The 23,656-nt window shown below is 65.5% G+C and carries 22 protein-coding genes and 1 pseudogene; 5 read left to right on the plus strand and 18 right to left on the minus strand.

Annotated elements, in window-relative coordinates:
- Window positions 1-135: 135 nt before the first annotated feature.
- A complete protein-coding gene (locus ACWEQQ_RS21465; RefSeq protein WP_452349415.1) occupies window positions 136-771 on the minus strand; it encodes a LysE family translocator in 636 nt (211 codons plus the stop codon).
- A gap of 459 nt (window positions 772-1,230) precedes the next feature.
- On the opposite strand from ACWEQQ_RS21465, the gene ACWEQQ_RS21470 reads away from it, so the two are divergent.
- A complete protein-coding gene (locus ACWEQQ_RS21470) occupies window positions 1,231-2,082 on the plus strand; it encodes an alpha/beta fold hydrolase (protein WP_452341473.1) in 852 nt (283 codons plus the stop codon).
- 310 nt (window positions 2,083-2,392) lie between these two features.
- Here ACWEQQ_RS21470 and ACWEQQ_RS21475 read toward each other — a convergent pair whose 3' ends face one another.
- A complete protein-coding gene (locus tag ACWEQQ_RS21475; protein WP_452349416.1) occupies window positions 2,393-3,286 on the minus strand; it encodes an esterase/lipase family protein in 894 nt (297 codons plus the stop codon).
- A gap of 223 nt (window positions 3,287-3,509) precedes the next feature.
- Complete coding sequence (locus tag ACWEQQ_RS21480) at window positions 3,510-4,481, minus strand: zinc-binding dehydrogenase (RefSeq protein ID WP_452349417.1); 972 nt, start codon at window positions 4,479-4,481, stop codon at window positions 3,510-3,512.
- Window positions 4,482-4,563: 82 nt separating this feature from the next.
- Between ACWEQQ_RS21480 and ACWEQQ_RS21485 the strand changes: the two genes are divergently transcribed.
- Window positions 4,564-5,205, plus strand: a complete 642-nt coding sequence (locus tag ACWEQQ_RS21485) for a TetR/AcrR family transcriptional regulator (protein ID WP_452349418.1) — start codon at window positions 4,564-4,566, stop codon at window positions 5,203-5,205.
- A 154-nt stretch (window positions 5,206-5,359) separates the two neighbouring features.
- Here ACWEQQ_RS21485 and ACWEQQ_RS21490 read toward each other — a convergent pair whose 3' ends face one another.
- Complete coding sequence (locus ACWEQQ_RS21490; protein WP_452341477.1) at window positions 5,360-5,758, minus strand: DUF4870 domain-containing protein; 399 nt, start codon at window positions 5,756-5,758, stop codon at window positions 5,360-5,362.
- Between the two features lie 510 nt (window positions 5,759-6,268).
- Here ACWEQQ_RS21490 and ACWEQQ_RS21495 point away from each other — a divergent pair.
- On the plus strand, window positions 6,269-7,351 hold the full coding sequence (locus tag ACWEQQ_RS21495; protein ID WP_452349419.1) for a serine hydrolase domain-containing protein: 1,083 nt from the start codon (window positions 6,269-6,271) through the stop codon (window positions 7,349-7,351).
- A gap of 168 nt (window positions 7,352-7,519) precedes the next feature.
- On the opposite strand, the gene ACWEQQ_RS21500 is transcribed toward ACWEQQ_RS21495, so the two are convergent.
- The 4 genes from ACWEQQ_RS21500 to ACWEQQ_RS21515 all read right to left on the minus strand — a co-directional run bounded on the left by ACWEQQ_RS21500 (window position 7,520) and on the right by ACWEQQ_RS21515 (window position 10,990).
- Window positions 7,520-8,143: a DUF4232 domain-containing protein gene (locus ACWEQQ_RS21500; protein WP_452341479.1), complete on the minus strand. Its 624-nt coding sequence runs from the start codon at window positions 8,141-8,143 to the stop codon at window positions 7,520-7,522.
- Between the two features lie 578 nt (window positions 8,144-8,721).
- The gene (locus tag ACWEQQ_RS21505; protein WP_452349420.1) at window positions 8,722-9,279 is read right to left on the minus strand and encodes a dihydrofolate reductase family protein; all 558 of its coding nucleotides are present in this window, start codon (window positions 9,277-9,279) and stop codon (window positions 8,722-8,724) included.
- A gap of 235 nt (window positions 9,280-9,514) precedes the next feature.
- Complete coding sequence (locus ACWEQQ_RS21510) at window positions 9,515-10,354, minus strand: alpha/beta fold hydrolase (RefSeq protein WP_452349521.1); 840 nt, start codon at window positions 10,352-10,354, stop codon at window positions 9,515-9,517.
- A gap of 279 nt (window positions 10,355-10,633) precedes the next feature.
- Complete coding sequence (locus ACWEQQ_RS21515) at window positions 10,634-10,990, minus strand: DoxX family protein (RefSeq protein WP_452349421.1); 357 nt, start codon at window positions 10,988-10,990, stop codon at window positions 10,634-10,636.
- A gap of 70 nt (window positions 10,991-11,060) precedes the next feature.
- Here ACWEQQ_RS21515 and ACWEQQ_RS21520 point away from each other — a divergent pair, with 70 nt between their 5' ends.
- Window positions 11,061-11,411, plus strand: a complete 351-nt coding sequence (locus ACWEQQ_RS21520) for a winged helix-turn-helix transcriptional regulator (protein WP_452341481.1) — start codon at window positions 11,061-11,063, stop codon at window positions 11,409-11,411.
- 65 nt (window positions 11,412-11,476) lie between these two features.
- Here the strand turns inward: ACWEQQ_RS21520 and ACWEQQ_RS21525 are convergent, their stop codons facing one another.
- From ACWEQQ_RS21525 to ACWEQQ_RS21540, 4 genes are all read right to left on the minus strand, one after another.
- Entirely contained in the window at window positions 11,477-12,097 is a 621-nt protein-coding gene (locus tag ACWEQQ_RS21525) for a TetR/AcrR family transcriptional regulator (protein ID WP_452349422.1), read from the minus strand.
- Window positions 12,085-13,080: an SDR family NAD(P)-dependent oxidoreductase gene (locus ACWEQQ_RS21530; RefSeq protein WP_452349423.1), complete on the minus strand. Its 996-nt coding sequence runs from the start codon at window positions 13,078-13,080 to the stop codon at window positions 12,085-12,087. Before ACWEQQ_RS21530 ends, ACWEQQ_RS21525 begins: the two co-directional genes overlap by 13 nt.
- A 365-nt stretch (window positions 13,081-13,445) precedes the next feature.
- Window positions 13,446-13,604, minus strand: a complete 159-nt coding sequence (locus ACWEQQ_RS21535; protein WP_452341485.1) for a hypothetical protein — start codon at window positions 13,602-13,604, stop codon at window positions 13,446-13,448.
- Window positions 13,605-13,929: 325 nt separating this feature from the next.
- The gene (locus ACWEQQ_RS21540) at window positions 13,930-14,631 is read right to left on the minus strand and encodes a hypothetical protein (protein WP_452341486.1); all 702 of its coding nucleotides are present in this window, start codon (window positions 14,629-14,631) and stop codon (window positions 13,930-13,932) included.
- 736 nt (window positions 14,632-15,367) lie between these two features.
- Here ACWEQQ_RS21540 and ACWEQQ_RS21545 point away from each other — a divergent pair.
- Complete coding sequence (locus ACWEQQ_RS21545; protein WP_452349424.1) at window positions 15,368-15,745, plus strand: VOC family protein; 378 nt, start codon at window positions 15,368-15,370, stop codon at window positions 15,743-15,745.
- Between the two features lie 78 nt (window positions 15,746-15,823).
- Here the strand turns inward: ACWEQQ_RS21545 and ACWEQQ_RS21550 are convergent, their stop codons facing one another.
- From ACWEQQ_RS21550 to ACWEQQ_RS21575, 6 genes and pseudogenes are all read right to left on the minus strand, one after another.
- Window positions 15,824-16,792, minus strand: a complete 969-nt coding sequence (locus tag ACWEQQ_RS21550) for a phosphodiesterase (protein ID WP_452349425.1) — start codon at window positions 16,790-16,792, stop codon at window positions 15,824-15,826.
- 158 nt (window positions 16,793-16,950) lie between these two features.
- A complete protein-coding gene (locus tag ACWEQQ_RS21555; RefSeq protein ID WP_452349426.1) occupies window positions 16,951-18,348 on the minus strand; it encodes an MATE family efflux transporter in 1,398 nt (465 codons plus the stop codon).
- 365 nt (window positions 18,349-18,713) lie between these two features.
- Window positions 18,714-19,748: pseudogene (locus tag ACWEQQ_RS21560) on the minus strand (cysteine synthase family protein); the annotation flags it as partial.
- 60 nt (window positions 19,749-19,808) lie between these two features.
- The gene (locus tag ACWEQQ_RS21565; protein ID WP_452349427.1) at window positions 19,809-21,179 is read right to left on the minus strand and encodes a Y4yA family PLP-dependent enzyme; all 1,371 of its coding nucleotides are present in this window, start codon (window positions 21,177-21,179) and stop codon (window positions 19,809-19,811) included.
- A 217-nt stretch (window positions 21,180-21,396) separates the two neighbouring features.
- Window positions 21,397-22,386, minus strand: a complete 990-nt coding sequence (locus ACWEQQ_RS21570) for an ornithine cyclodeaminase family protein (RefSeq protein ID WP_452349428.1) — start codon at window positions 22,384-22,386, stop codon at window positions 21,397-21,399.
- A complete protein-coding gene (locus ACWEQQ_RS21575; RefSeq protein ID WP_452349429.1) occupies window positions 22,383-23,459 on the minus strand; it encodes a TauD/TfdA family dioxygenase in 1,077 nt (358 codons plus the stop codon). Before ACWEQQ_RS21575 ends, ACWEQQ_RS21570 begins: the two co-directional genes overlap by 4 nt.
- Between the last annotated feature and the right edge of the window lie 197 nt (window positions 23,460-23,656).

The raw sequence follows: 23,656 nt of genomic DNA on the forward strand, positions 1-23,656 counted from the left end.
GAGGTTCCACCGGCCTCGGATCGGCACGGCCGGTTGAGCTTCCGACGCCCCGCGCCGGCCGGTTCGGTCAGCGCGGTATGCAGCCAGCGGATGCTCGGCTCTCGCTCAGCAGCAGCCCAGATCCCTTGGCTTCCGTCAGTTGGGACCGGTCAGCGCCATACCGGCGCCGACTCCGATGATCATCAGCCCGCCGGTGCTGCTGACAGTTTCGAGGCGACGTGGAGAACGCGCGAACCATGACCGCGCCGTTGCTGCCAACAGTGCCCAACATCCGTCCGAAAGCGCCTGGATAGCAAGGAATATGACACCCAGAATCAGCAACTGTGCGGGCAGAGCCCCCCGGCTCGGTACCGCAAACTGCGGAAGGACGGCACCGAAGAACACGATCGTCTTGGGGTTGGTAGCACCGACGATGAATCCCTGCCTGAACACACGACTGCCACCGATGCTCGGGACCTTCGACTGCAAGGCTGCCGCCAGCTTCTTCCGCTGCCGGATCGTCGAGACGCCCAAGTAAATCAGATAGGCGGCCCCAACAACTTTCATGATCAGAAACAACATTGCTGAGGCCATCAACACCGCGCCCAGGCCGAACGACACTGCGACCAGCGGTACGAACGATCCAGTGACGCCACCCGCGACCGAGAGGACCGCGGACCGATGCCCCAGAGTCAGCGCTCGGCCGATGGCGAACAGCACGTTCGGGCCTGGAATGACGATGAGGATCGAGGCGGCGAAGGCGAAGGCCGCGGCGTGTGAAAGCGGGACCATCTCGCGGAGCGTAGCCGTTGTCGACCGCACTCTGTGCCGGATTCGTGTGAGGCTGAATATGGTTGTCGGACTGGATGATCAGGCCCAGTCCCAACATTCTCAACTGGGGCCGGGTCTGCCGTGGGCGACATCTGAACATCCGGAAATCGGCTCGTTGCGGACGTTCCGCGCCGCACCGGGTTCCGACCGCCGGCGCCCCGCGCCGGCTGGTTCGGTCAGCGCGAGTAGCAGGCATTTTCGGATGTTCTGGTGCTGCTGCTGTGAGGGGAGCCTTCAGATGGTCGATGTTGTGCCTGCCGTGGAGATCAAGAGCGCCCGACCGAGTCGGGCCTTGCGCTGCTGCTGCTTGTGAGCAGCGCCAACCGGGGAGACGCTTCGGTGGATTGGTACAACGAAATCCTTTGTATCCCTTATTGATTGCACATGTTGATCTTAGGAACACGTTCTAGTTTCGAGGTCATGGATACAGCCTTTGAAACCACGAAACGTGAAGTGGCCACGGACACGGGCGTTCTGCGCTACCACGAGGCCGGCGACGGGCCGCCGCTGTTGATGCTGCACGGTTCCGGGATCGGCGTGACCGGCTGGCGGAACTACCGCGGCAGCCTGGCAGCGTTCGCACAGCAGTATCACTGCTACGTTCTGGAGTTCCCCGGATTCGGCGTCAGTGACCCGGTTCCGGGCAATCCGGTGTGGACCGCGATGGATTCGGTGCTCCGCTTCATGGACGCACTGGGTATCGAATCCGCCGCCGTCATCGGGAATTCGCTGGGCGCGGTGGTCGGGCTGAACCTGGCGATCCGCCACCCGGGCCGCGTCGACAAGCTCGTCTGCATCGGCGGGGTGGGGCCGAACCTGTTCACCCAGCCCCTCAGCGAAGGGTCGCAGATCCTGCAGGATTTCACGGAGCAGCCGACGCGGGAGAACCTGATCCGCTGGATACGGTGCATGTCCTACAGTCCGGAGCTCGTCACCGAAGAGTTGATCGAGGAGCGCTGGCAGACCGCGCTGGATCCGGATGCGCTGGCATCGATCAAATCCATGTACGGCGCAGCGGCTTTCGAGGCGCGTCGGCGAGCGCTGGCCGACACTGAGACGCCACCGTACTGGGCGATGATGCACAAGGTCGTGTGCCCGACCCTGCTCGCCTGGGGACGCGATGATCGCCAGACTCCACTCGATATGGCCTTGCTGCCGATGCGCAGCATCCCGAACGCCGAACTGCACGTGTTCCCGAATTGTGGGCACTGGATCATGCTCGAGGCGAAGGACGCGTTCGAACGCATCACCCTCGAGTTCCTGCAACGCTAGATGATCTATTCCGAGGTTCGGTGTTGCGCGATTGCGCCGCGCAACACCGAGCCGCGGAATTCGTGCGCACCAACACCGACCCACCGCAACCATGCGCGCCGAATCAACCACACATCACATAATCGGCCGTTGCGGACGTTCGGCCGACGTCAGATGGGCATGGCCGGTTGAGATCTTCCGCCGCCTACGCTGGCCGGTCCGGTTAGCGCGGCGTGCACGATGTTCGGATATCGTCGGTGTTTACCGTCTCGACGCGGATCCAACTCGTGCCCACCGTCCTCGCCCTGGTTCTGGTAGGTGCCAGACGGTTTCAGGCCTGGAGTTGCTGGGCTACCCAATTCGCGGTGTCGGGGCTTGATCGCAGGCTGGAGTGCCCGACTGGGGCGGCGCCTGGGAACAGGTCCTCGTAGAAGTTCATGTTCACGCCCGGTTCGGTGAGATTCGTGCAAACCGTGGCCGGTGTCGCGAGTTCGTCGTTGCGGGTCGACAGCACCGAGTAACGGACGCCGGGCTGAGCGACCTGGCCATTGAAGACGGCCTGGTAAACCGGCGAGGAGGGCATCATCTGGACGAGGTTGGCCTTGTCGGGGGCGATGACCGCGAGGACGGTGCCCAGAAACGGCAGGCCGGAGGCCACCTGGGCCGGGCTGATGGGTGGGTTCTTGATGCCGTATGCGCCAAGGAATCCGGAACCGTCACAGCCCCGGATTTCCGGAGTGAGAAACACCGCACGCGCGACAGAGGAGGCGCCGCCGAGGACTTTGAGGAAGTAGTTGCTGACAATCGTTCCGGCCGAATGCGCGACGATGTCGACCTGATCGGCGCCGGTGGTCTGACGTACCTCGGCCACAAAGTCCGCGACTTGCTGTGCGGCGCTGGGAATATCGCCGGTCCAGCGGTTGCCGTTGATGATCCCGCCCTGGAACAAGAACGCGCAGTACCCGGCCCCGCGCAAGGTGGTCAGCATGGTATTCCATTGCGCCGCGGTATCGGCAGTGGTTCCGTCCCCGCCCGGCAACACCACGACCGGCCTGGGGTGCGCGGAGTCCGGAGTGCAGTCGATGGGCGGTTCGATCGTGTTGCCCGCAGGGATGACCGCCGACCCGGAACCGGTGTCCGGCGCGGCGACAGCGGGCCCCGCCGCCATCATTGCGACCGTGCCCGCACCGATAAGCGCGGTCGTGAACTTCGCGGCGATTCTCATATTTTCGACAGCCCTTCGACATCATCTTCGTGATCGACCCCCCGACCGCGTGCGAATCCCGCACCAGCAAAGAACGATACAACGGCTGCGGCAATCCAACACCTGTAGGAGGCGGTCGGCGAATGCCACAAGTTGTGCCACGCCTGACCCACCTTGAGCGCATGACGCTGAACAGGGATGCGGCATGTGTGTGCGTTGATATTGCGGTGAGAGGCGGTGTCGCCTATCTCGCCGATGGTGTGAGCACGATTCTCCCGAACACCTCGCCAGCTTCCATTTTCTGGTGCGCCAGCACAGCTTGTTCCAGGGAAAGCGTCTCGTGCACAACCGCTTCCAGCTCGCCGCGCGCCGCGGCGGCGAACAGTTCGGCGGTCGCGGCGCGTCGGTCGGGTGCGGGCACGGTGTCGGCGCTGAAGGTCGCGAACGACAGCGACTTCTTGAATGCCGCGACCATCTCCGCGCCGAAGTCCGCCGGTGGCATGCCCGCCATCACGCCGACGGCCACCATCCGACCGTTCGGCTCGAGCCTGGCGAAGAACGATGGCAGATCCGCGCCGGCGACGATGTCGATGATGACGTCGTAGCCTGCGGGAGCGTCCTCCGCACCCTGGCCGGCGCGGTCGAGTACGTGGGTCGCGCCGAGCTTGCGCAGGCGCTCGCCGCGCTCGGCCGATGAGGTCGTGACCGCGACCGCACCGGCGCCGCCACGAGCCGCGAGCTGGACCGCCATGACTCCGATGCCGCCGGCCGCGCCACGTACCAGCACCGACTCGCCGCGCGCGAAATGCGCATGGCGCAAAGCGAAGTGGGCCACCGTTGCCGAAGTGCCGAGTGTCACCGCCTCGACAGCCGACACGGTCTCCGGGAGGGGGACGAGCATCTCGGCCGAGGCGACGGCGCGCTCGGTGTAGCCGCCCTCCTCACCGGTGAACGCCCACACGCGCTGACCGATCCACGCGGTGTCGACACCCTCGCCGACCTCGGTCACGGTGCCCGCGACCTCTTGGCCAGGGATGCGACCGGGCGTGGCTCCGTGGGCGGCCAGCGCGCCACTTCGGATCAGGGCGTCGAGACCGCCGACGCCGATCGCCTCGGTCGCGATCGACACCTGTCCGGCGGCCGGATTCGGGTCAGGGAGCTCGACCACCGCGAGGACTTCGGGACCTCCGAACGCTGGGACCATCACTGCATGCATTGGTTTCTCCGTGCTCTGTTCGATCGGGACAGACCAACGGACCGTAACGGACGCCCCTGTCCGTTTAGCTAAAGTGAGAGTGGTGACCGCTCGTTTGCCTCACACCCTGCGCTCCGACGCCCGCGACAACCGCGAACGCATCCTCGACGCGGCTCGCGCGGTATTCATCACTGACGGTCTGGAGGTGCCGATGCGGACCATCGCCCGCCGCGCCGAGGTCGGCCCCGCCACCCTCTACCGCCATTTCCCGACCAAACAGATGCTGGTCGCCGAGGCGTTCACCGATCAGATGCTCGCCTGCCGGACCCTCGTGGACGAAGGGCTCGCCGACCCCGATCCCTGGCACGGCTTCTGCCTCACCCTCGAGAAACTCTGTGAGCTGCAAGCACGCGACCACGGCTTCACCGCAGCCTTCATGTCCACCTACCCGCACGCGATGGACTTCACCGCGATCCGCACAGCCGCGCTCACCGGCGCCGCCGAACTGATCCGCCGCGCCAAGGACACCGGCCGCCTACGCCCCGACATCGTCCTGGACGACCTCGTCCTCATGATCATGGCCAACAACGGCATCCACGCCAGCACACCGGCAGCACGAATCGCGGCCTCCCGCCGCTTCGCCACGCTCATGATCCAAGCGTTCCGAACTTCACCCACGTCTGTATCGCTGCCACCAGCGCCACGATTGATGCCCGCGATGCCCAGACCCACATCCGACAGGTGAATCACAGCAGGCAGTTCCGGACGTTCCGCACGGACGTTAACGGCCCGAGATAGCCTCGGGCCGTTGATCGTCGGACTGTCGTCTCTGGCCGCCGTGCAGGGGTGCCGACAGCATCATCGATTACGAAATCCAGCTGGGGACTTCGAATACGCCGCTACTTGACCGAGCTGGCCAACTGATCGGCATACGGGGCAGTGAATTTTCCGACAATGGGAAGCTCCGCGCGGACACCGCCGGTGTTGTTCGCCTGGACCATGGCCATGATCCAGACGACGACCGCGAAGACCGCGACGGCGAGTCCGGCGAGGCTGAAGATGATCCCCAGGACTCCGAGGAGCGAGCCGACGATGCTCAGAACAATATTGACCACCGAGACCGCCCCGAAGAAGACGATCGATTGCGAGGCATGGAATTTCACATCGGGATCGTTCTTTCCCACAAATAGGAAGATGATTCCGGTGAGCCACCCCAGCGCGTACGACAGGATCGCGCTGGTCTTTTTGTCCAAGCCGGCGGACTGCGGTTGGTTCGCGGGAGGTTGAGAAGATGTCATGAGGTGAGTAGACGCCACGCGCGCCTCCTACCGATCCCAACTTTCAGCACGAACCCACAGGTCGCGGGCCAGCCGACGACCGGGATCCCGGACGTGGCTCTCTTGACGAGATGGCTGCCAACGAGCTCGAAACGCCTGGGCGATAGCTCATTACACAATCGAGCACCGAAAGCGCCAGCAGGATCGCCGAGTCGCACCGCCACCACCTCGAACTGATCGAGACCCAGAACATCCAAGAGCTGTGGCCGGAAGACCAGCTGTTCTGGAGCAACGAACCACCACCGGTATCCCAGGGGAGTGAGCCGGCCCAGACGATCGATCGTGATTGCCAAAGAGCAGTGAGTCAGTACGAATTCCGGAGGCCCGCACGCATATCCGAGTAGATTTTTCAGGGACGGCCTCAGGGTTTGTCCGGATGTTCGGAGCCGCAGCCGTCTCTACGGTCTGAATATGCGGATCGGGTGGGTGGTGACAGTGATGGCGCTGGTCGGAGCGACAGGGTGCGCGAGTGTGACCACCTCGGCGCCGCAGCCCGTGTCCACTACCCCGATGGCGTTGTCGCCCAAGCGAGTCGAGCGGATTAAGGACGATATCGACCGGCTGGTACACGCAGGGACCACCGGGGTGATCGCGACTCTCACCGAAAACGGGCAGACCATCACTCTTACTGCCGGAGTCGGAGACCGGACCGGCCGAACAGCGATTCCGGTCGCACCGCCGCAGCAGGTGCGGGTCGGGAGCATCTCCAAAACCTTTGCGGCTGTCCTCATCATGCAATTGGTATCCGATGGGCGGCTGCGGCTCGACGAACCCGTCGATTCCTACCTGCCCGGACTGCTGAACGGCGAGGGCGTGGACGGGCGAAACATCACCGTCCGCCAGATCCTGCAACACCGCAGCGGACTTCCCGAAATGTCGAAAGACCCGGAGCTCGATGTGGTCCGGGCCGCCGCCGACGGCCGCACTTTCACCCCGGCGCAGGAGATCGCCGTGGCGCTCCGGCATCCGGCGCAGTTCTCGCCGGGAGAGCGGTTCAAATACACCAATACCAACTTCATCGTGGCGGGCATGCTGGTCGAAAAGGTGACAAGCAGGCCGTATTCCGAGGTGCTCGCCGAGCGCATCACGACCCCGAACCAACTCTCCGATACCTATCTACCCGGACCGGGAGAGGTCGGCTTCCGCGGCCCACATCCGCAGGGCTACACGCTGGTAAGTGGCGTGCCCACCGACGTAACCTCCATCGAGCCGTCAGTGGCCTGGTCGGCGGGCGCACTGATCTCCACCGGCACGGACCTGAACCGCTTCTTCACAGCCCTGCTCGCCGGAAAGATCATCGGCGACGCGCAACTGCGTGACATGCTGACGATGCTGCCCCGGTCGTCCGACAGCACCTCCGAATACGGCCTCGGCATCGGCGCTATTCAGCTTTCCTGCGGTGTCAGATATTTCGGCCACACCGGCAACATCGCCGGCTTCACCACCATCTCCGGCGCCATCACGCAGGGCCGTGCGGTAACGATCGCCATCAACGACTCCCCGGCCGACGAGCCGAACTTCACCGACGTGCTCAACGACGCCCTCTGTCCCTAGTCGACCATTTGATCGTCCGATACCGGCGTCGGCCGATGAGGTCAGCGCGGTATGCGGCTATAGGGGCGTTTCGAAATTTTCACTCGTGGGTGTGTCCCGCGGTCCGGCCGCCACTGAACGAGTGATCGGCCGGTCCGGCGGGTTGTGGGTCGCGTCTACAACCGGAGGTCACTTTCCGGTCTCGCCCGGTACGAGCGACGAGATCTCCAGCAGATGGACATCGGCGTTGGTACAGGCGCCTATCTCCCAGGTCAGGAAGAACGACTCCGTGTTGTCCGGCGGGTAGATCCGCAGGCCGGCGGCAGTGACCTGCTGGCATTTGTTGCCGTAATTCCCGGCATCGGTGATGCGGAGTACGGCGGAGGCCTTCTCGTTGATCCCCAGGGTGACCGTCGGCTTCGGCTTGTCTCGATCGGCAGGGGCTCCTATCGGGTCGCCGGTGCGGCTGTTGGCGAACGAGACGCCGGGGAATCCGGTCAGGGTGCAGGGATGCATTCCGGCGTTCGTGAAGATGAGCGGGGTGTACGCGCTACCCGCTGCTCCGTCGGACCGGCCCTTGGACAGCTTCAGATCGGCGGTGCGGCACAGCGCGGGGCCGGTCGGCGTACCGCCGGTGGCTGCGGAAGTGGTGGTGCCCGGGGCAGGTGTGCCGCCGTCGGATGCGGTGGCAGTTGCGGTTTCAGGCCCGGTGACAGTCGACGGGGAGGCACCGGTGTTGTCGGGCCCACATCCCGCCAGTGCCAGTGTGCCGACCGCGAGCAGCGCTGCGGTGATGGTCTTCAGGGCTGTCATCGGTCCCTCCACATCTGATCGCAACCACCACAACGTGATTCGGATCGCATGTACCGTCAGCACCGCGAATGACGTTGCTGTACCTGGCTATCGGATGATGCGCCCGCGAACGTAACACCGTGTCAGCGAAATGGGGACGTAAGCCGGCTGCGATTCGACCACCCGCGCTCCGTCGACCAGCGGGCGAACACCCTGCCAGTCGATCTTCCACGCACCCGCGCTTACCGGCTCGATCAGCGCGGTATGCGGTATGGGCCGTCTGCCGATGGCCTGAAGCTTGTGCCGCAGATGCGGTCTGGGTGTCGTTGGTACGGAGTACTTTGCTGCACATGGTCATCCGCCCCGAATGTCCGCGGCCCGTTGATCTTCCGAGGTGCGGCGCTGGTCGGTTCGGTCAGCGTGCGATCCGGGCGGCCTGTACCGCGTGGGCCGCCGAGAAGTCGTCCTAACCACGCTCGTGGCCGTGACTGCCGTCGCCCTGTCCAGGCCGGCGCGACTTCGCCCGAGAACTGAACGGGACCGGGGCGGGCAGGCGCCTGCTCCCGGTGCGACCGTGACTGTGGCTCACTTGCTCAGTCCTACTTGTCGGCTGGCGCATACACCAGTTCGAGGATTCCGGACGGGAAGACCGTGCTTTTCACCAGGCGCAAGTTCACGGGCTGATCCAGCTCGGGGAACAGTGGCGCGCCCTTGCCCGTGGCGGCGGGCAGCACCCACAGCCGGTACTCGTCGACCACGCCGAGCTTGATCAGGGAGTGCATGAACTCGGTGCCGCCGACGGCGACCAGGTCCTTGCCGGGCTCGGCCTTGAGCTTGGCGATCTCCTCGGTCGTGTCACCGCCGGCGATCCGGGTCTCGGGCCAGTCGTCAGCGGATTTCAGGGTGCGGGAGAACACGACCTTGGGAATTTCGTTCATGGCCTCGGCGGACGGGTGGTCGGAGGTGGGCCAATATCCGGCCATGATCTCGTAGCTGTTGCGGCCCATGAGGAAGGCCCCGGCGTCCCACAGCTGGTTGACAAAGTACTGCTCCTGCTCGGGGTCGTCGATGCTCATCATGACGTGCCGGATTCCGTTGTCCGCGTCAGCGCTTTTACCGTCGAGCGAGACGTAGAAACCCAGAATCAACTTCCGCATGCCAGTGCCTCCATGTGCTGTCGGTATATCCAGAGGTATCGACGACGGATCCATCCGATATTCATCGGTGCCGCCAAGATCGTGTACGCGCCCGTGCAAACGCAGCGAGCTCGGCAGAAGGGGATGTCCTGGGCCGCAGCCGGTCTCGCTGTCGGCCCTGCCCTCGCTGGCCGATTCCAACAGCGTGGGAAGCGGCATAGAGCGCGCCTAGTCAGGATCCCTCCCGGCCGGGCGGTTACAGGGCGAGCATGGCGGCAGCGACCTGGTCGGCCGCGGCGTAGCGGAGGGCGGTGCCCATGTCGTCGAGGACGAGCAGTCGCGCCCCAGGGATTTCGGCGGCGAGGACCTCGCCGTTGCCGACCGGGAAGAACGGATCCGCGCGACCGTGCACCACGAGCGTGGGCACGTCGAGCTCACCGAGCCGGCTCCGCCAGCGCGGGGCGCAGTCGATCCGGGAGAACACCATTCCGAGCTGGTTCGCCTGATGCACCGCGGGATCGCTCGACCCCGTCCGGTCCCAGATTCGGGCCGCCGTCGCCTGCGCTTGCTCCGGATCGTTGCCCAGCGGCTCGGCCCCCGCGGCGGCGAACGCCGCGACAGCGTCCCGGTCGGTCCAGTCCGGCAGCGGGCGGGAGAACAGCGCGCCCATGACTGCGTGGTCGTGTTCCGGCAGGTCCTCGTCCACCGGGCCCGGCGCCACCGGCCGAGTGCCGACGAGGGTCAGCGCGGAGAACACGTCCGGGTGGTCCAGCGCGGCGACCTGAGCGACCATCCCACCGACGCCGACTCCACCGAGATGGGCGGTCCCGGCACCGAGCACCTCGACCAGCGCGGCCGCGTCGGCGACGAGATCCCGCAGGTCGTAGTCCGGATTCTCCGGGTCGAGGGTCGTCGACGCGCCGGAGTCGCGCAGGTCGTAGCGGACCACGCGCCGCCCGCCCGACGCGAGCCGCTCGCACAGCGCGTCAGGCCACGACAACATCGTTGTACCGCCGACCAGCAGGACCAGCGGATCATCCTCGCGGCCGAAGCTCTCGACGCCGAGATCCACACCATTCGCCCGCACCGACGTCATGCCATCTCGAAACGGTCTCGTCATGCCTGGACTCCTGTCTGTCGGTATATCCAGAGGTATCGACGACGCATTCACCGAAAAGTCATCGGTGCCGCGGAGTTCGTGCACACCGCTGTGGACGCCCTGAAATCGGCAGTACCGCGCACTGCCGGCGGTCGGTCAGTCGCCCGAGATGCCCGCTGCCCCTCGATCTTCCGAGCTGCCGCCCTGGCCGGTTCGGTCAGGGCGGTCAGCGGCATAGAAAGACGTTCTGGGCGTGGGTGGTATGTCGCCGCAAGCTCAGGCGGGGCGAACATCGAGAACGAGCACGACTGATGTCGCGATCGAGAACGCGAGGAAGACCGTGGCTCCCAGCATGTTCCGGTCGCCGCTGCGGATGTGGGCGACGATCGCGCCGCCGAAGTAGAGCACCAGCCCGATCGCGGCGGCGATCGCGAAGGGCGGGAACCAGATGCCCCAGATGAGACCGACTGTCGCGGCGATCTGCAGGCTCCCGAGTGCGGTGAGCTGGGACGTGGTGAGGTGGATCGCTTCGGCGAATTCGCGGATCCACGTTGGGCGAACGAACTTCATCACTCCGGACTGGAGCATCGCCACAGCGAGCAGGACGGACAGGGTCAGGGCTGCGATGTGCATGATGGCAACGCTAGGAATCCGATAGGTACCCTTTGGTAACCTTCGGATCGTGAGTGCCCCTGCAGGAATCATGTTCATGTCCGACTGTCCTGCGCGCACAGCAATCGAAGTCATTGCGAACAAGTGGTCGGTAGTCACCCTGTACGCGCTTCAAGACGGTCCCAAGCGGCACAGCGAACTGGTCGCCCTGTCCGGCGGGATCTCCCGAAAGGTGCTGACCCAGACCCTCCGCCGCCTGCAGAGCAACGGCCTCATCGATCGACAGCAATACGCGGAAGCGCCCCCACGGGTGGAATACAGCCTGACCGCGCTCGGCCGGACGCTCCAGGAACCGATAGCGATGCTGACGGAGTGGGCGCAGGTGCACGGAGAGGCACTCGTCGACTTCCAGGAATCGACAGCCGCGAACCAGACGCACTAGGTTCCAGACAGCCCGCCGCTTTGTCCACGTATTCCACGGCTTTGCAGGTTCCGGATGGTCCGAGCTCAGGAATTGAAAGCGCCTTCGGCCAGAACGTCGCCGGTTAGGTGTTTTGTCGGTGCCCCCAGAAGGCCGATCAAAAACTCCATGCCCGACCGGATGTCGGCCCAGCCCGCCTCGGACCGGAGTCGGTCGCTGTCGGCAGTGACCAGGCCATGCAAGGCCGCGAACAGGATGATCGCGAGCCTCTTCCCAGGGGAGGCGGGGAGAGCGCCGGCCGTCTGACACTCTTCGACGATGGCATCGAATTCGCGCGTGGCCCTGTCGCCGATGTCTGTCAGGGGACCGCCGAACGTGGCTATGTCGGGGGTGCCGAACAGCAGGCGATACCGCGCCGGATGGTCCTGGCTGAAGCGAATGACGACGTCGAGTGCGCCGATCAGACGCGCTGTCGGTTCCTCGGGCGCCGCCCGGATCCGCTCCCAGACGTCTGTGATGGCCGTCAAATCGGCTGCGGCGACCTCCGCGAGCAGCGCGAGGCGGCTGGCGAAGTGCTTGTAGGGCGCATTGTGGGAGACACCGACCGCAGCAGCGACCGAGCGGAGGGTAACCGCGGCCTCGCCACCGGAGTCGAGCAGTTCCGCCGCGGCGGAGACGAGTCGTTCGGCAGTGTTCATCGCAGGCATGCGGGTTCCTCCGCCGTGGTCAGGTGGACAAGCTGCTTCGAGTCCTCCCACAGCTTTCGCGCACGTCGCTTGTCGTAGGACAGTTGGGCCGTTCGTACCGCGGAGAGTTTGCCCCTATTTGCCTGGAAGTATTCGCCGGAGCGGTCCAGGTAGTCCGGATCGGTCACGAGCGCCGCCAGGGACGCGCCCGAGAATTCCTGATCCGATGTGGTGACACCGATGAGCCTGATCATCCACTTCATCAGGAATGTGCCCGAGAGCCACCGAATCGGCTTCGGCATCCCCCGCCCGAACCCGGTCCCGGACACGGCACCCGGGTCGAAGGCGATCGAGACCACCGAGCTTCCAGACCTGCGCAGCCGGCGGTCCAGCTCGTAGCAGTACATCACCGTGCTCAGCTTCGAGGTCGAGTAGCGCTTTCCCGTACTCAGCGCCTTGACGCCGTTCTTCCCGTCATTCGCCAGCGCCATCGCGTCGGGCTCGACGGCAGCCCCGACCAACTTGCCGTCGATCGACTCCGAATCGTGAGTGCCGCTCGCGGTGTAGATGACCCGGCCCCCCTCGACGAGGCTTGGAAGCAGCAGCTCGACAAGAAGGAAATGCCCGAGGCAGTTCGTCGCGAACGTCGTCTCGTATCCGTCGGGACTGTAGGAAACCTCCCCGTCGAAACGGCCGCCGGCGTTGCATACGATCGCGTCGAGCGCCTCGATCTCGCCGGCCTCGCGCAACTTGTGGAACTGCGCAACGGCATTCCGGACCGACGCGAGCGACGACGTATCGAGATCCAGCATCGTCACCGACACCCCGTACTGCGTGCGCAGCTCGTCCGCGGTCGGCTGCATCCGTTGCTCGCCGCGCCCGGCCAAAACGATGTCGTTGCCCTTCGCGGCGAGCTCACGCACTGCGGCGAGACCGATGCCTGAATGTCCGCCAGTGATCAAGATTGTGGACACGCTTACCTCCTGGTTGACAGTGACAACCATGTTGACAGTGACAACCCTACGTCTCCTAGGTTGACAACGTCAACCTAGGAGACGTAGATGGCGAAGGGGGCCACATGCGATGTCTTCCCCGTGGTCCACACAGAAGCTGCCCAACTTCGAGAGGGGCAGGTCGGATATGGAGACGCGTTTACGCGCGTTTATCGCCGGGCAGGTCGTCGCGACGGCCGAAGCGTTCGAAGCTGGGCTGCGAGTGGAATTTCGGAGCGGCGCGATCACACTGCGCCCCACCGACGGCGAACTCGTCGGCCCTGAGATCGCTACCCTGTCTGGGTTTGTCGATAGGGCGTGGATGTGTTGGCGACCGGGTGAGGATGCCTTCGAGTACTTCCGCTGACACACCTCGCCTACAGCCCGACCATCGGCAGTTCAATGTGTATGGCGGTCGAGATGATTTCGGTCCGATGATCTTCTGAACTGCCGTGCGGCGGTCCGATCAGCGCGACCAGCGGCTCGAGAGTGTGCTCACTCCACTTGTTTCCGACTTTCTTTGCATCCGTGCTCATTTCGCCGTGCGCGAGCGCGGCTCGGCCGATGTCGTGCCTTCAGATGCCCAATCGGCAGTCCCAGTTGAACTTCCAGGTCCCGGGCTGGCTGGTGGTTGCGTCCGCGCGATCAGCGGCAGGAGAGCGGGCTGCCAGGCGGGCATGAACGGCCAACCCAACCGTTCTAAACGTGCACTACAGCTGAGGAATTGGCGTGAAATTACTGTTCTACAGCGGATTGTGCGGGATGGCACCGGTCGCCCGAGACTCGGCAGTCCAGGATGTTGTGGCTGCGCTTGCCGGAGGGCTTCTCGGGCAGCGTGTTTGCCGTTCGGTGAGGTGCGGATCAGTTCTGCGGGGCGGGTTGTGGTTGGGGATCGGCCCACTTGGAGGTGCCTGGGGCGGCTTGCCAAGTGTTCAGCAGGTCGATGCCGGCGGCGATCAAGGTCGGGCCGCCTGCCACCAGGCCACCGATGATTCCGCCTGCCGGGGCCCCGGCAACACCGCCGGGGATGCAGCCGATCGCGATGCTGGCGACGCAACCGACGACGAAACCGATTATCCCGCCGACCAATGCGCCGACCTGACCGGCGACCGACAGCTTGCTGCTGAATTCGTTCAACGCACGCTGGTCCTCTGTGGGAGAGGCAATTGGTTTGAGCGCGAGCTGCTGGTTGGAGATCTGCGCTCCTTCCGGCCTTGTCGGCGTGATCTCTAGAACGGTGTCATCGTTCTTCGTGACCGCTTTGACCGGAACCCGAACGTCCCCGATTCGGTAGTCGAGCGGCATCGACAGTACCGTCGCACCGCTATCGTCCTTGATGTTGGCCACCGGGGTCTTCGGAGCGTCGGACGTCGTGCCGTCCTGCTCGCTCAGCGCGAATCTCGCGCCCCGCAGCGTGGCGACAACCGTCTTGTCGACCACTTTGAGTGAGTACTTGATCCCCGGATCGGCCGGGGCGGCGGGCTCGGCATGCACGGTCCCCAGGTCGGCGGTCAGTGCGCCGGCAACCAGTACGGCAGCCACGGTGATGCTGCGGAATTTCATTCGATGTCCCAATCCGTCGTCGGGTTGCCCGCACAACCGTCACCATGCGAGACATCTTGTCTCCCAATGGAATTCCGCCACGATCAATGGCGGGAGCGGTGCAGTCAACGGCAATCCTGACCAGGCTAGAACGGGTTGTAGCCGGAAGGGGGCGCTGATGATCCCCGATAGAGCACGCCTTGATCGTTCAGTGATGCGGTGACGGATTGCCGACGATGATTTCTGGTTTGGTCCGAAGCCAAAGCGGTTCGGTGGCAGTGTGATCAGAGAGGTCGACCCGAAGCCGGAGGCTCAGCCTCGAACAGCCAGATGAGATCGCTGGTGCCCGCGCCACGACGAGACCCGGCCTGGCCGAGAATGTCTCGGCCGGACCCCGCCGGGACGGGCGGCGTAGTGAATCCGGGTTGCCCCGTGTCGGATCAGATGGTCCAGGTCATCGGGTAGTTGATGATCGGGCGTTCGAACTTGCCGCCGATCGCCTCCATCTCGCCGCATGCGACGACGGCCATTTCCTTCAGCTCATCCATCTGCTTCGGATGTTCCTCGGAATCCCAGACGCTGATCTGCAGAGTCGAGCCATCCGGCGAGACGCCGGTGTCCCAGTGAAGGAGGTCCGGCAGTTGATTGATGGCCGGGATCAGGTACTCCGCAGGGATCGTTCGGTCGGCTCCTCCGTCCGGGAAAGTGTTCTGCTGACCTTGCGCCCTGGCTCACGGTCGCATGCGAGACTCTTTGTATGGCCAAGGCTTCTGCTCTTCCGCCAGGGTTTCATTCAGTGACACCACGCATGGTGGTCGATGACCAACTTGCCGCGGTCGAGTTCCTGCGGACGGTATTCGAAGCGGTCGGCGACGTCGAGTCGAATCGACCGACCGAAGTCCGTATCGGCGACTCGCTGGTCATGGTGTCGGCATCTGGCGAACGCGAGGTGTTTCCAGCCTTTCTGTACGTCTATGTCAATGACGTCGCCGCCACATATCAGCGGGCGCTGACCGCGGGTGCAGTCACCGTGGAGGCACCGCTCGACACGCCGTATGGTGACCGCCGAGCCATGGTGCGCGACCCGTTCGGCAACGTCTATCAGATCGCGAGTCGGCGCGGATCCACCGCGTGAGGTTGAGCCCAGCGGCCGCGGATGGTCAGCGGCCGAAGCGATTCCGGCGACAGGCGGCACCGAAATCTCCCTGAACGATCAGAGGACTGTTTCGTCGTCGGATTCGGGGGCCTCGGTCCGGCGGCGGAGGACGTGTGGGATGCGGGCCGCCGGTGGGATGACGATGCCGGCGTCGGCGAGCCTGGTCGCTGCTTGTTCGGGGTCGGCGGGGTTGCCGACGGTGGGGCCGTGGCCGATGGGGACCACCGAGTGGACGATGGTGTCGGGGTAGATGTGGACGTAGTTGAAGGCTTGGGCGCCATCGCGTCCGCGTTGGCCGCCCTCGGCGGCGGCCATGTCCTGGCTGTAGCAGGTGGCCGAAGCTACCGAGACCGGGATGCCGGCGAAGGTGGCGGTGCTCGAAAGATGCAGGTGCCCAGCCAGAATGGCGCGGACGTCGGTGCCGTCCAGGACGTCGGCGAGGCGGCGCTGGTCCCGTAGTTCGACCAGGACGGCCAGGTCCTGGACGCAGGGGATGGGCGGGTGGTGCATGGCGAGGATGGTGCCGAAGGGGGCGGGTTCGGCGAGAACCTCACGCAGCCAGGCCAATTGGTCGTCGGTGATCTCGCCCCAGTGGTGGCCGGGGACAGTGGTGTCGAGGGCGATGACGCGCAACCCGTCGAACATGTGGACCGCGTCGAACGGTGCGCCGGAAGCCGCGTCGTTCGAAGGCACTACGTCGAGGAGTTCCTCACGCAGCGTCGCCCGGTCGTCGTGATTGCCGGCGACCCACACCACGGGTGCGCCGATCCGTTCGGCCCACGGCTCCACCAGATCCCGCAGCTTGCGGTATGCGCCGGGCTCGCCCTGGTCGGCGAGGTCGCCGGTGAAGACGATGGCGGTCGGCGCGATGCGGCTGGCCTCGGCCTGCCCGAGCAGCGTGGTCAGCCGCGCCTCGGCGTCGACCGCACCGTAGAGCTCGGTGTCGGCGGCGATCAGATGGGTGTCGCTGAAATGGAACAGGACATGGTCTGCCCTCGGATACTCGGCGACTCGCGAGATGTGCACGGACATCCTCCCCGGCATTGGTGGTGTGCGCCCTAGGCTTGCCGACCCTGTCGACTGCGCTTGCCGAATTCGTCGCCAGAATAGCGAAGCCCGTTTCCTTCAGGTTGCCCGCGCCCAGTGACGACATGCTTGCGGGAAGGTGAGATTTGGATGTCGGGCTAATGCCCGAGGCTACCGGCCAGCACTCGCGGATTCGCCTGCTCCTGTGCATGCAGCAGGGTGAAGAACCGACGCAGCATCAGGGCAGCGGTGGTGGCCAGACCGGCGGTCAGCCCCCACCACACGCCCGCCGCGCCCAGGTGCGCGGGGAGCGCGAGCAGCAGCGCCGTGGGCAATCCCACACCCCAGTACCCGACGAGGGAGAGCCGGAACCCGGCCTTGGTGTCCTTGAGTCCGCGCAGTAGCCCGACCCCGATGTTCTGGGCGGCGTCGAAGAACTGCAGCACGATGGCGATCAGCAGTAGCGTGTGCGCCAGTGCCACCGTGGCCGAATCACTGTCGGCCAGGAACGGCCGCAGCACCCAGTCCGGCGCCAGCACATACGCGACCCCCGTGACCCCGGCGACCACTGCCACGCACCGCAGCGCCAGCCACGCCACCGACCGCGCGTGCGCGAACTCGTCCCGCGCCACCGCCTTGCTCACCAGGATCGACGCCCCGTGCGAGAGCCCGATCGCCACCTGGAACACGATGTACACGATCTGATAGACGACATTGTGCGCCGCCAGCGCCGCCGCCCCCAGACTCCCCATCACCAGCGCCAGCACCGAGAACATGCCCGCCTCCGACCCGTAGGTCAGCGCGATCGGCGTCCCCAGCCGCAACTCCTCCCACACCGTCGCCGCATGCACCGGCCATATCCGAACCGGCAGTGTCGCACCGAGTTTCGGATCCCGCCGCACCATCGCCCAGAACACCCCGAAGGTGATCAGGAAAACCAGCGAGGTCGCCACGCCGACCCCGGTCAGCCCCAGCGGGGGCAGCCCGGCCCAGCCGTGCATGAACGTCAGCGCCAGCACCAGATTCAGCACCACCGACCCCAGCGTCACCAGCAGCAGGGCCTGCGGCCGCTGCATCCCGACGGTGTACTGCCGCAACACCTGGAACCACAGGCACGGCACCAGCCCCGGCGCCAGCGCGACCATCATCGGCCGCGCCTCCGCGAGCACCTGTGCGTCCTGCCCCAGCCATCGCAGCGCCCACCCGAGCCCGATGAGCAGTGCGCCGCCGAGCAATCCGGCGACGGTCGCGATCAGGAAGCTCGACCGCACCACCTCCCGAACCTCCGCCTCGGGTCCCCGCCCCTGCTTCTCGGCCCGGCTCACCACCGTCGCCACCTGATTACCCGTCCCGGTAATCAACCCCACACACATGGTCCGAATCTGGTTGAACAACACCAGCGCCAACCCACCCGCGGCCACCTCCCGCACCCCGAGCGTCCCCATCAACGCAATATTCGTGGTGGACACCGCAACCTGAGCCAGCTGGGTCAGAGCGATGGGCGTGGCAAGCGAAGTCAGCGCCCGCCCATCGGATTGCCGGAGCGCCCCGATCATTTCGTGGCAGCCCCGTCCGCGTCGGTGGGCGCCGGATCGGGGACCAGAATGGTGTGGGTGGCCGGCCGCCCGGATGCCGAGCCCCGCATGGTCGCGAGCAGCTGGTCGACCATCGCGCGCTGGTCGACCAGCCGCTGCCGGTGCTTCTCGAGGGCCAGGTGGACATCGTTGTCATTGCCGCTCGCCAGCAGCTCGCCGATTTCGTGCGGCGGCATGTCGACCTGGCGCAGCAGGTGAATCAGGTTGGCCTGCGGCACCTTCGCGTCGGCGTAGTCCTCCAGGTTCGCGCCGGTGAGTCCCTTCTCGACGGCGAAATTGTCCGGCAACGCACGATGGAGGTGACGACGCACGGTGAGTTCGCCGGGGTCCGGCCGGCTGGGCGGTGTGTAGGTCTTCAGCAGGTCCACGACCTCGGTCTCGCGTTCCAGATCGATCAGGTCTCGGTCGCTCATCCAGGTGGCGTCGAAAACGGTGTCCAGGTACTTCTCCCCGTCATCATTGATGATGACGACCACGGTGGAGAAGTCCGGGTACTGCTCGAGCCGGGTCAGGGCCGCGTACACCGAACTTCCGGAGGAACCGCCGATCAGCAACCCCGCGGTGGCGGCCAGTGCCCGGGCGGTGGCGAACGCGTCGACGTCGGAGACCTTCACCCGATCGCGTTCCTCGATCAGGTGGAGATCCTGGTCCACATGGATGCCGGGGGTGGCGCCGAGCGGCGTTCCGGTGCCCGACTGCCAATAGTCGTGGGCCGGACCGCCGAAGGCGATCGACCCCTCGGGCTCCACGCCGACCAACCGTGGCGCGCATCCGTGGTCGCGCAGCCCGCGAGCCGTACCGAACAGCGAACCCCCGGTGCCCACCGCGCCGACCAGAATGTCGATCCGCTCGAGATCCTCGAGCAGTTCCTCGGCCAGTGCGTGGTACCCGACGCCATTGGCGAGGTTGTCGTGCTGAGCGGGAAAGTAGGCGCCCGGCCCCTCCTCCTGCGCCATCTGCGCCGCGCGTTCTTCCCGCGCCGAGGTCGAGAGGCCGTCGTCGCCGTCGTCGGAGACGAATTCGAGCTCGGTTCCCATCGCGCGCATGGCATTCAACTTCGCCGGGCACGCATGGTGGTCGACCACGGCCGTGAACCGATACCCGCGTTCCCGCGCCACCACGGCCAATCCCAAACCCGTATTCCCGGAGGTCGATTCGATGATATGGCCGCCCGGGCGCAGCAGCCCGCGCTGTTCCGCGTCCAGCACCATGGCCCGGGCCATCCGAATTTTGGCGGTGCCCGTCGGGTTCATGGTTTCGAGCTTCAGCAGCAGCCGGGTCCCGGTCTCGGGGCTGACGGCCAGCTCGAATAGCGGTGTCCGTCCGATGAGCTCGGACACTCGTCTGACAATAACCGGCATCGAGTACTTCTCCTCGGGAAAGTCGATGGAGCGTGTAGCGGGCGGTGAGCGCGAAACTGTTCAGATCGGGAAACCGTCGGTGTCGAAGGTCCAATCGAATTGTCGTCCATCCGGCGAGCTTCGCAACACTATCTTCGGCGGTATGGGCAAGTCGTGGAATGACGACTCATTGCTGTCCATCTGATAACCGGCCGTATTCGGGTAGATGAGCAGATCGTCCGTGGTCGCCGGGCGGGGAAGCGGAATACGACGCCAGCTCAGCATGTCTTCTTCGAGGCAGGAGGATCCGCCGACGCAGGTCGGGGTGGGGTTTCCCGCACTTCGCGGCCACAGGACGGGATCAGGCAGATATTCACTGTCGAACCATTGTTCGGAGAGGCTGAGGCTGGTGCCGTTCGCGGTGACGATGAGGTACGGGACTTCGTGTGCGGTCCTGACTTTCACGCCCTGAATTCCGAATACGGTGCTACCTGCGCTGTCGAGCAGGGCGCGTCCCGGTTCGATCGCCAATCCAATTCCGTATTGGCGCAAAAGCTTTGCCAGATCCTGATGCTCCAGAATGGCCGCCAGCATCGCCGGGCCGGGGACCGGGCAGTGGTAGGGATAATAGGAGTCCGGGGCACGGTCGCGGTGGAACCACCGCGGATTGACGCCGCCGAGGAAGGCTTCCCACGCCCGCGCTGGGACATAATCGACGCCGAACCCGCCGCCGATGGAGATGGTGGTGATGGGATGGCCGAGGCCGCGGGCTTCGCGGCAACGCTCGATCAGCGCCAGGGCCAGCTCGGCGCGCGGTGCCACTTCATAGCCGCTGAGGTGAAAGCTGAAGCCTTCCAGTCGAATCGAACTCGTGTCGACGAAGGTCAGCGCGAGGTCTACTTCGTCGGACGTCATTCCGAGGCGGCTGTCCGAACCTAGTGGCAGGACCCGCAGGAGAACCCGGCTCATAATGTCGATTGCGCACAGGCGTGCGAGCTCATCGAGATCGTCGACGGCGATCAGCGCCCCGGCCCGGGTGGCCAGCTCCAGCAGTTGGTTCGATTTCGCGGGGCCGGTCACCATCAGGTCGCATCCCTGGATGCCTCCGGTCATGGCCGCCTTCAGTTCGCCGACGCTGGCGACATCGATACCGGAACCGGCTTCGGCGCAGGCGCGGACGACACACGCTGCCTTGTTGGCCTTCTTCCCGTAGTAGATCGCACCCGCGACATCGGTGCGGGCGAAGACCCGTTGGAAGGCTTGAATATTCGCAACGATCCGGTCCGGATACATGACGTGGAATGGTCCACCGATGGTTTCGGCCAACTCCCGCAGCAGCTTCGTGTCGGCGAGTAGCTGCTCCTCCCAGTCGGGGCGGTGGGCCGGCATCGGCGCGGCCGTGATGCCGGCTATGCCGGAGGGAACGACGACGGTCTCTACGGAGGCGGACATTTTTCCTTTCGGGTGCGGTGGGTGGCCATCGGCCATCCCCGCAGTGGACCCCCGACCCCGGTCCCCGGCTGGTGGCGTCGATAGCCAACCTGCATAAGAGTTTGTGCGAAACGTTAGACTCAATCGGTTATCGGCCTGATCAATGTCCGAAATAACCTTTACGGGCGAATTTCTGCCGTGAATCCATCGGATCAAGTCGGCGATTCAGTCCCAGGATTCAGTCCCAGAGCGATACTTCGGTGCCCCGCCCCTCGGCGATGGCGCGGTTGGCCAGCGCGTGCGCGACGGCGATATCGGTGAGCACCAGTCCGCTGTTGTAAACGAAAACTCGTTCGTCGTCGGTTGTCCGGCCCGCCGCCCGACGGTCGAGAATCTGGGGTAGCTCGGCATCGACCCTGCGTAGTCGACCATCGGGACCCGCCATATCGGTTCCGGTCAAAGCCATTTGTTCTGCGCTGGTGGCGATTACACGATCGGCCTCGACGAGGGTGGAGGGCGCCAGGCCATAGCCGACCAGTACCACGGTCGCCCCGGGCGCCAGATCCTTGGCCTCGATCGCCACCTGAGTGCCGGGCCCGGCGGTGGCGAGAATGATGTCCGCTTCGCGCGCCGCCGCGTACGGGTCGCTCACGATGTCGAGTTCGGCGTGCGGATGATGGTGCAGCAGTTGCTGATTCACCGCTTCCAATCCTTCCGGGTGGGTGCCGTAGAGCATGAGTGGGTTCAGCTGCGGATTCGCCGCTAGTAGGTGAGGTAGCGCATTGCGGCCCTGGGTGCCGGTGCCGATCAGCAGGACGCTGCGTGCTCCCGGCCGGGCGCATTCGCGCACCAGCAGTGCCGAGACCGCGGGTGTGCGCAGGGCGCCGACGCGGGCACAGTCCATCAGCGCGATCGGGTTCCCGGTGGCGTCGTCGTACAGCGAGATCGTCGTGAAATACCGCTTGTTCGACCTGTCGTGGTGCGGGTCGAATTTGTAGCTGGTCTTCATGGCCACCACCCGGCGCCGCCCGTCGCGTCCCAGCATCGCGTAGGCCACCGACCATCCGTCGGGATGGGCGACGCTGAGTTTGCGGGGGTTGTCCGAATCGCCGCCCGCCAGTGCGAGATACGCGTCTTCGACGGCCCGCACCACCTCGGCCGGGGAGATCGGGACATCGGCCAGGTCGCTGCGGCTGAGTACGCGGAGCGGGGTGGGGCGGCAGTTCACGTGTGCTGTCCTCGAGTCGTGCGGAACGGTGCCACCACGCGCTGACCGTAGCCGTCCTCCCCGGCCTCGGCGTCGCGGCGGCGTTGGGGCAGGCGAATATTGACCCGCTTGAGCCAGCGGTCGGTGCCGTCGTAGCGGGGGGTGAACGGCACCCGCCCGTGCACCACCACGTCATTGTCCACCAGGAGCAGTTCTCCGGGCGCCAAAGCCGCGGTGAAGCAGACTCTTTCGAGTTCGCCGCTCAAATGCCGGTAGGCGCTGCGGAATTCGTCATCGGCGCGGTCGAGCGGGGTGTACGCCGGGTCGAAACGCAGTGTGGTCCCGCCCGCGTCGTCGCCGAGGGTGGCGATCGGCGGCGCCGGGGCGGCGCCGAAGCCGCTGCCATAGGAGACGTCCGGCAGGATCGGCAGTCGCGCCGTGCTCAGGATCTTCCGCTGCGCCGCATCGAGTTCCGCGTTCCGGATCGAGGACACGGTGGTCGCGATCCGATCGGGATTGCGCAGGCAGCCGAGCATGAGCAGGTTGGCCCGGTCCGGGTGGAAGGCGTCCTCGGTGTGCGGGCTGAGCAGCGCGGTGCTGCTGGCGCCCGACTGCTCGTGCTCGTGGCCGGGCGTGGGCACGATGTTGTTCACCAGCCGCCCCGCCTGCTGGCCCTCCCAGCCGAAGGGTTCACCGGCGCACCGCGCGAGCAGCAGCATGGCGATATCGAGCTGGAAGGAGCCGGACCGTGGTGTCCGGGTTCCGGCCAGTTCGGTCGCCTCCTGCCAGTTGTACGGCGTCGGGCCGAATTCCTCGTCGTCGACGGGAAGCCGGCTGATGACCGCCACGCCCGCCGCGGTGGCGGGCGGTCGCATGGCCTCGTGCACGGCGTCGGGCAGCCGTCCGTACTTGGCGTCGATGTGGCGCAGCAGGACCGGGTGCGAGAGGGTGGTCGCGATCCCCGGGCAGCGCCCGACTGTGACGGCGATCTCAGCGGCGACGTGGCGCACTGCCCGGGCTGCGGATTCGGACAGGTCGCGTCGCTCGAGCTGGGCTGGGTGGAGCTGACTACGTTCGGGGAGAACGCTTTTCACCAACGGGAGGGCCTTCCTGGCTGGGCGGTGGCATGGTGATCTTGGCTCGGCGAAAGACGGTATTACCCCCGCGGAATTTTGGCAAGCCTTACCTAAGGGCGTGTCGTAGAAATAGCGGATGGATATGGGATTCCCGCGCGGAGGCCGGTCGAACACGATCGTTACCGGCGACCCGGGCGAACCGTGTTCACGGTGTT

The sequence above is a fragment of the Nocardia sp. NPDC004123 genome (assembly GCF_053603795.1).

What these genes read in the sequence shown, in the direction of transcription:
- ACWEQQ_RS21540 (WP_452341486.1), bottom strand. Translation starts at nt 14,631, where the DNA reads ATGAAATTCCGCAGCATCACCGTGGCTGCCGTACTGGTTGCCGGCGCA.
- ACWEQQ_RS21555 (WP_452349426.1), bottom strand. Translation starts at nt 18,348, where the DNA reads ATGATCGGGGCGCTCCGGCAATCCGATGGGCGGGCGCTGACTTCGCTT.
- ACWEQQ_RS21510 (WP_452349521.1), bottom strand. Translation starts at nt 10,354, where the DNA reads ATGACGTCGGTGCGGGCGAATGGTGTGGATCTCGGCGTCGAGAGCTTC.
- ACWEQQ_RS21565 (WP_452349427.1), bottom strand. Translation starts at nt 21,179, where the DNA reads ATGTCCGCCTCCGTAGAGACCGTCGTCGTTCCCTCCGGCATAGCCGGC.
- ACWEQQ_RS21535 (WP_452341485.1), bottom strand. Translation starts at nt 13,604, where the DNA reads ATGAGCACGGATGCAAAGAAAGTCGGAAACAAGTGGAGTGAGCACACT.
- ACWEQQ_RS21545 (WP_452349424.1), top strand. Translation starts at nt 15,368, where the DNA reads ATGGCCAAGGCTTCTGCTCTTCCGCCAGGGTTTCATTCAGTGACACCA.
- ACWEQQ_RS21530 (WP_452349423.1), bottom strand. Translation starts at nt 13,080, where the DNA reads ATGGTTGTCACTGTCAACCAGGAGGTAAGCGTGTCCACAATCTTGATC.
- ACWEQQ_RS21480 (WP_452349417.1), bottom strand. Translation starts at nt 4,481, where the DNA reads ATGCATGCAGTGATGGTCCCAGCGTTCGGAGGTCCCGAAGTCCTCGCG.
- ACWEQQ_RS21525 (WP_452349422.1), bottom strand. Translation starts at nt 12,097, where the DNA reads ATGCCTGCGATGAACACTGCCGAACGACTCGTCTCCGCCGCGGCGGAA.
- ACWEQQ_RS21475 (WP_452349416.1), bottom strand. Translation starts at nt 3,286, where the DNA reads ATGAGAATCGCCGCGAAGTTCACGACCGCGCTTATCGGTGCGGGCACG.
- ACWEQQ_RS21470 (WP_452341473.1), top strand. Translation starts at nt 1,231, where the DNA reads ATGGATACAGCCTTTGAAACCACGAAACGTGAAGTGGCCACGGACACG.
- ACWEQQ_RS21520 (WP_452341481.1), top strand. Translation starts at nt 11,061, where the DNA reads ATGTTCATGTCCGACTGTCCTGCGCGCACAGCAATCGAAGTCATTGCG.
- ACWEQQ_RS21490 (WP_452341477.1), bottom strand. Translation starts at nt 5,758, where the DNA reads ATGACATCTTCTCAACCTCCCGCGAACCAACCGCAGTCCGCCGGCTTG.
- ACWEQQ_RS21500 (WP_452341479.1), bottom strand. Translation starts at nt 8,143, where the DNA reads ATGACAGCCCTGAAGACCATCACCGCAGCGCTGCTCGCGGTCGGCACA.
- ACWEQQ_RS21465 (WP_452349415.1), bottom strand. Translation starts at nt 771, where the DNA reads ATGGTCCCGCTTTCACACGCCGCGGCCTTCGCCTTCGCCGCCTCGATC.
- ACWEQQ_RS21515 (WP_452349421.1), bottom strand. Translation starts at nt 10,990, where the DNA reads ATGCACATCGCAGCCCTGACCCTGTCCGTCCTGCTCGCTGTGGCGATG.
- ACWEQQ_RS21505 (WP_452349420.1), bottom strand. Translation starts at nt 9,279, where the DNA reads ATGCGGAAGTTGATTCTGGGTTTCTACGTCTCGCTCGACGGTAAAAGC.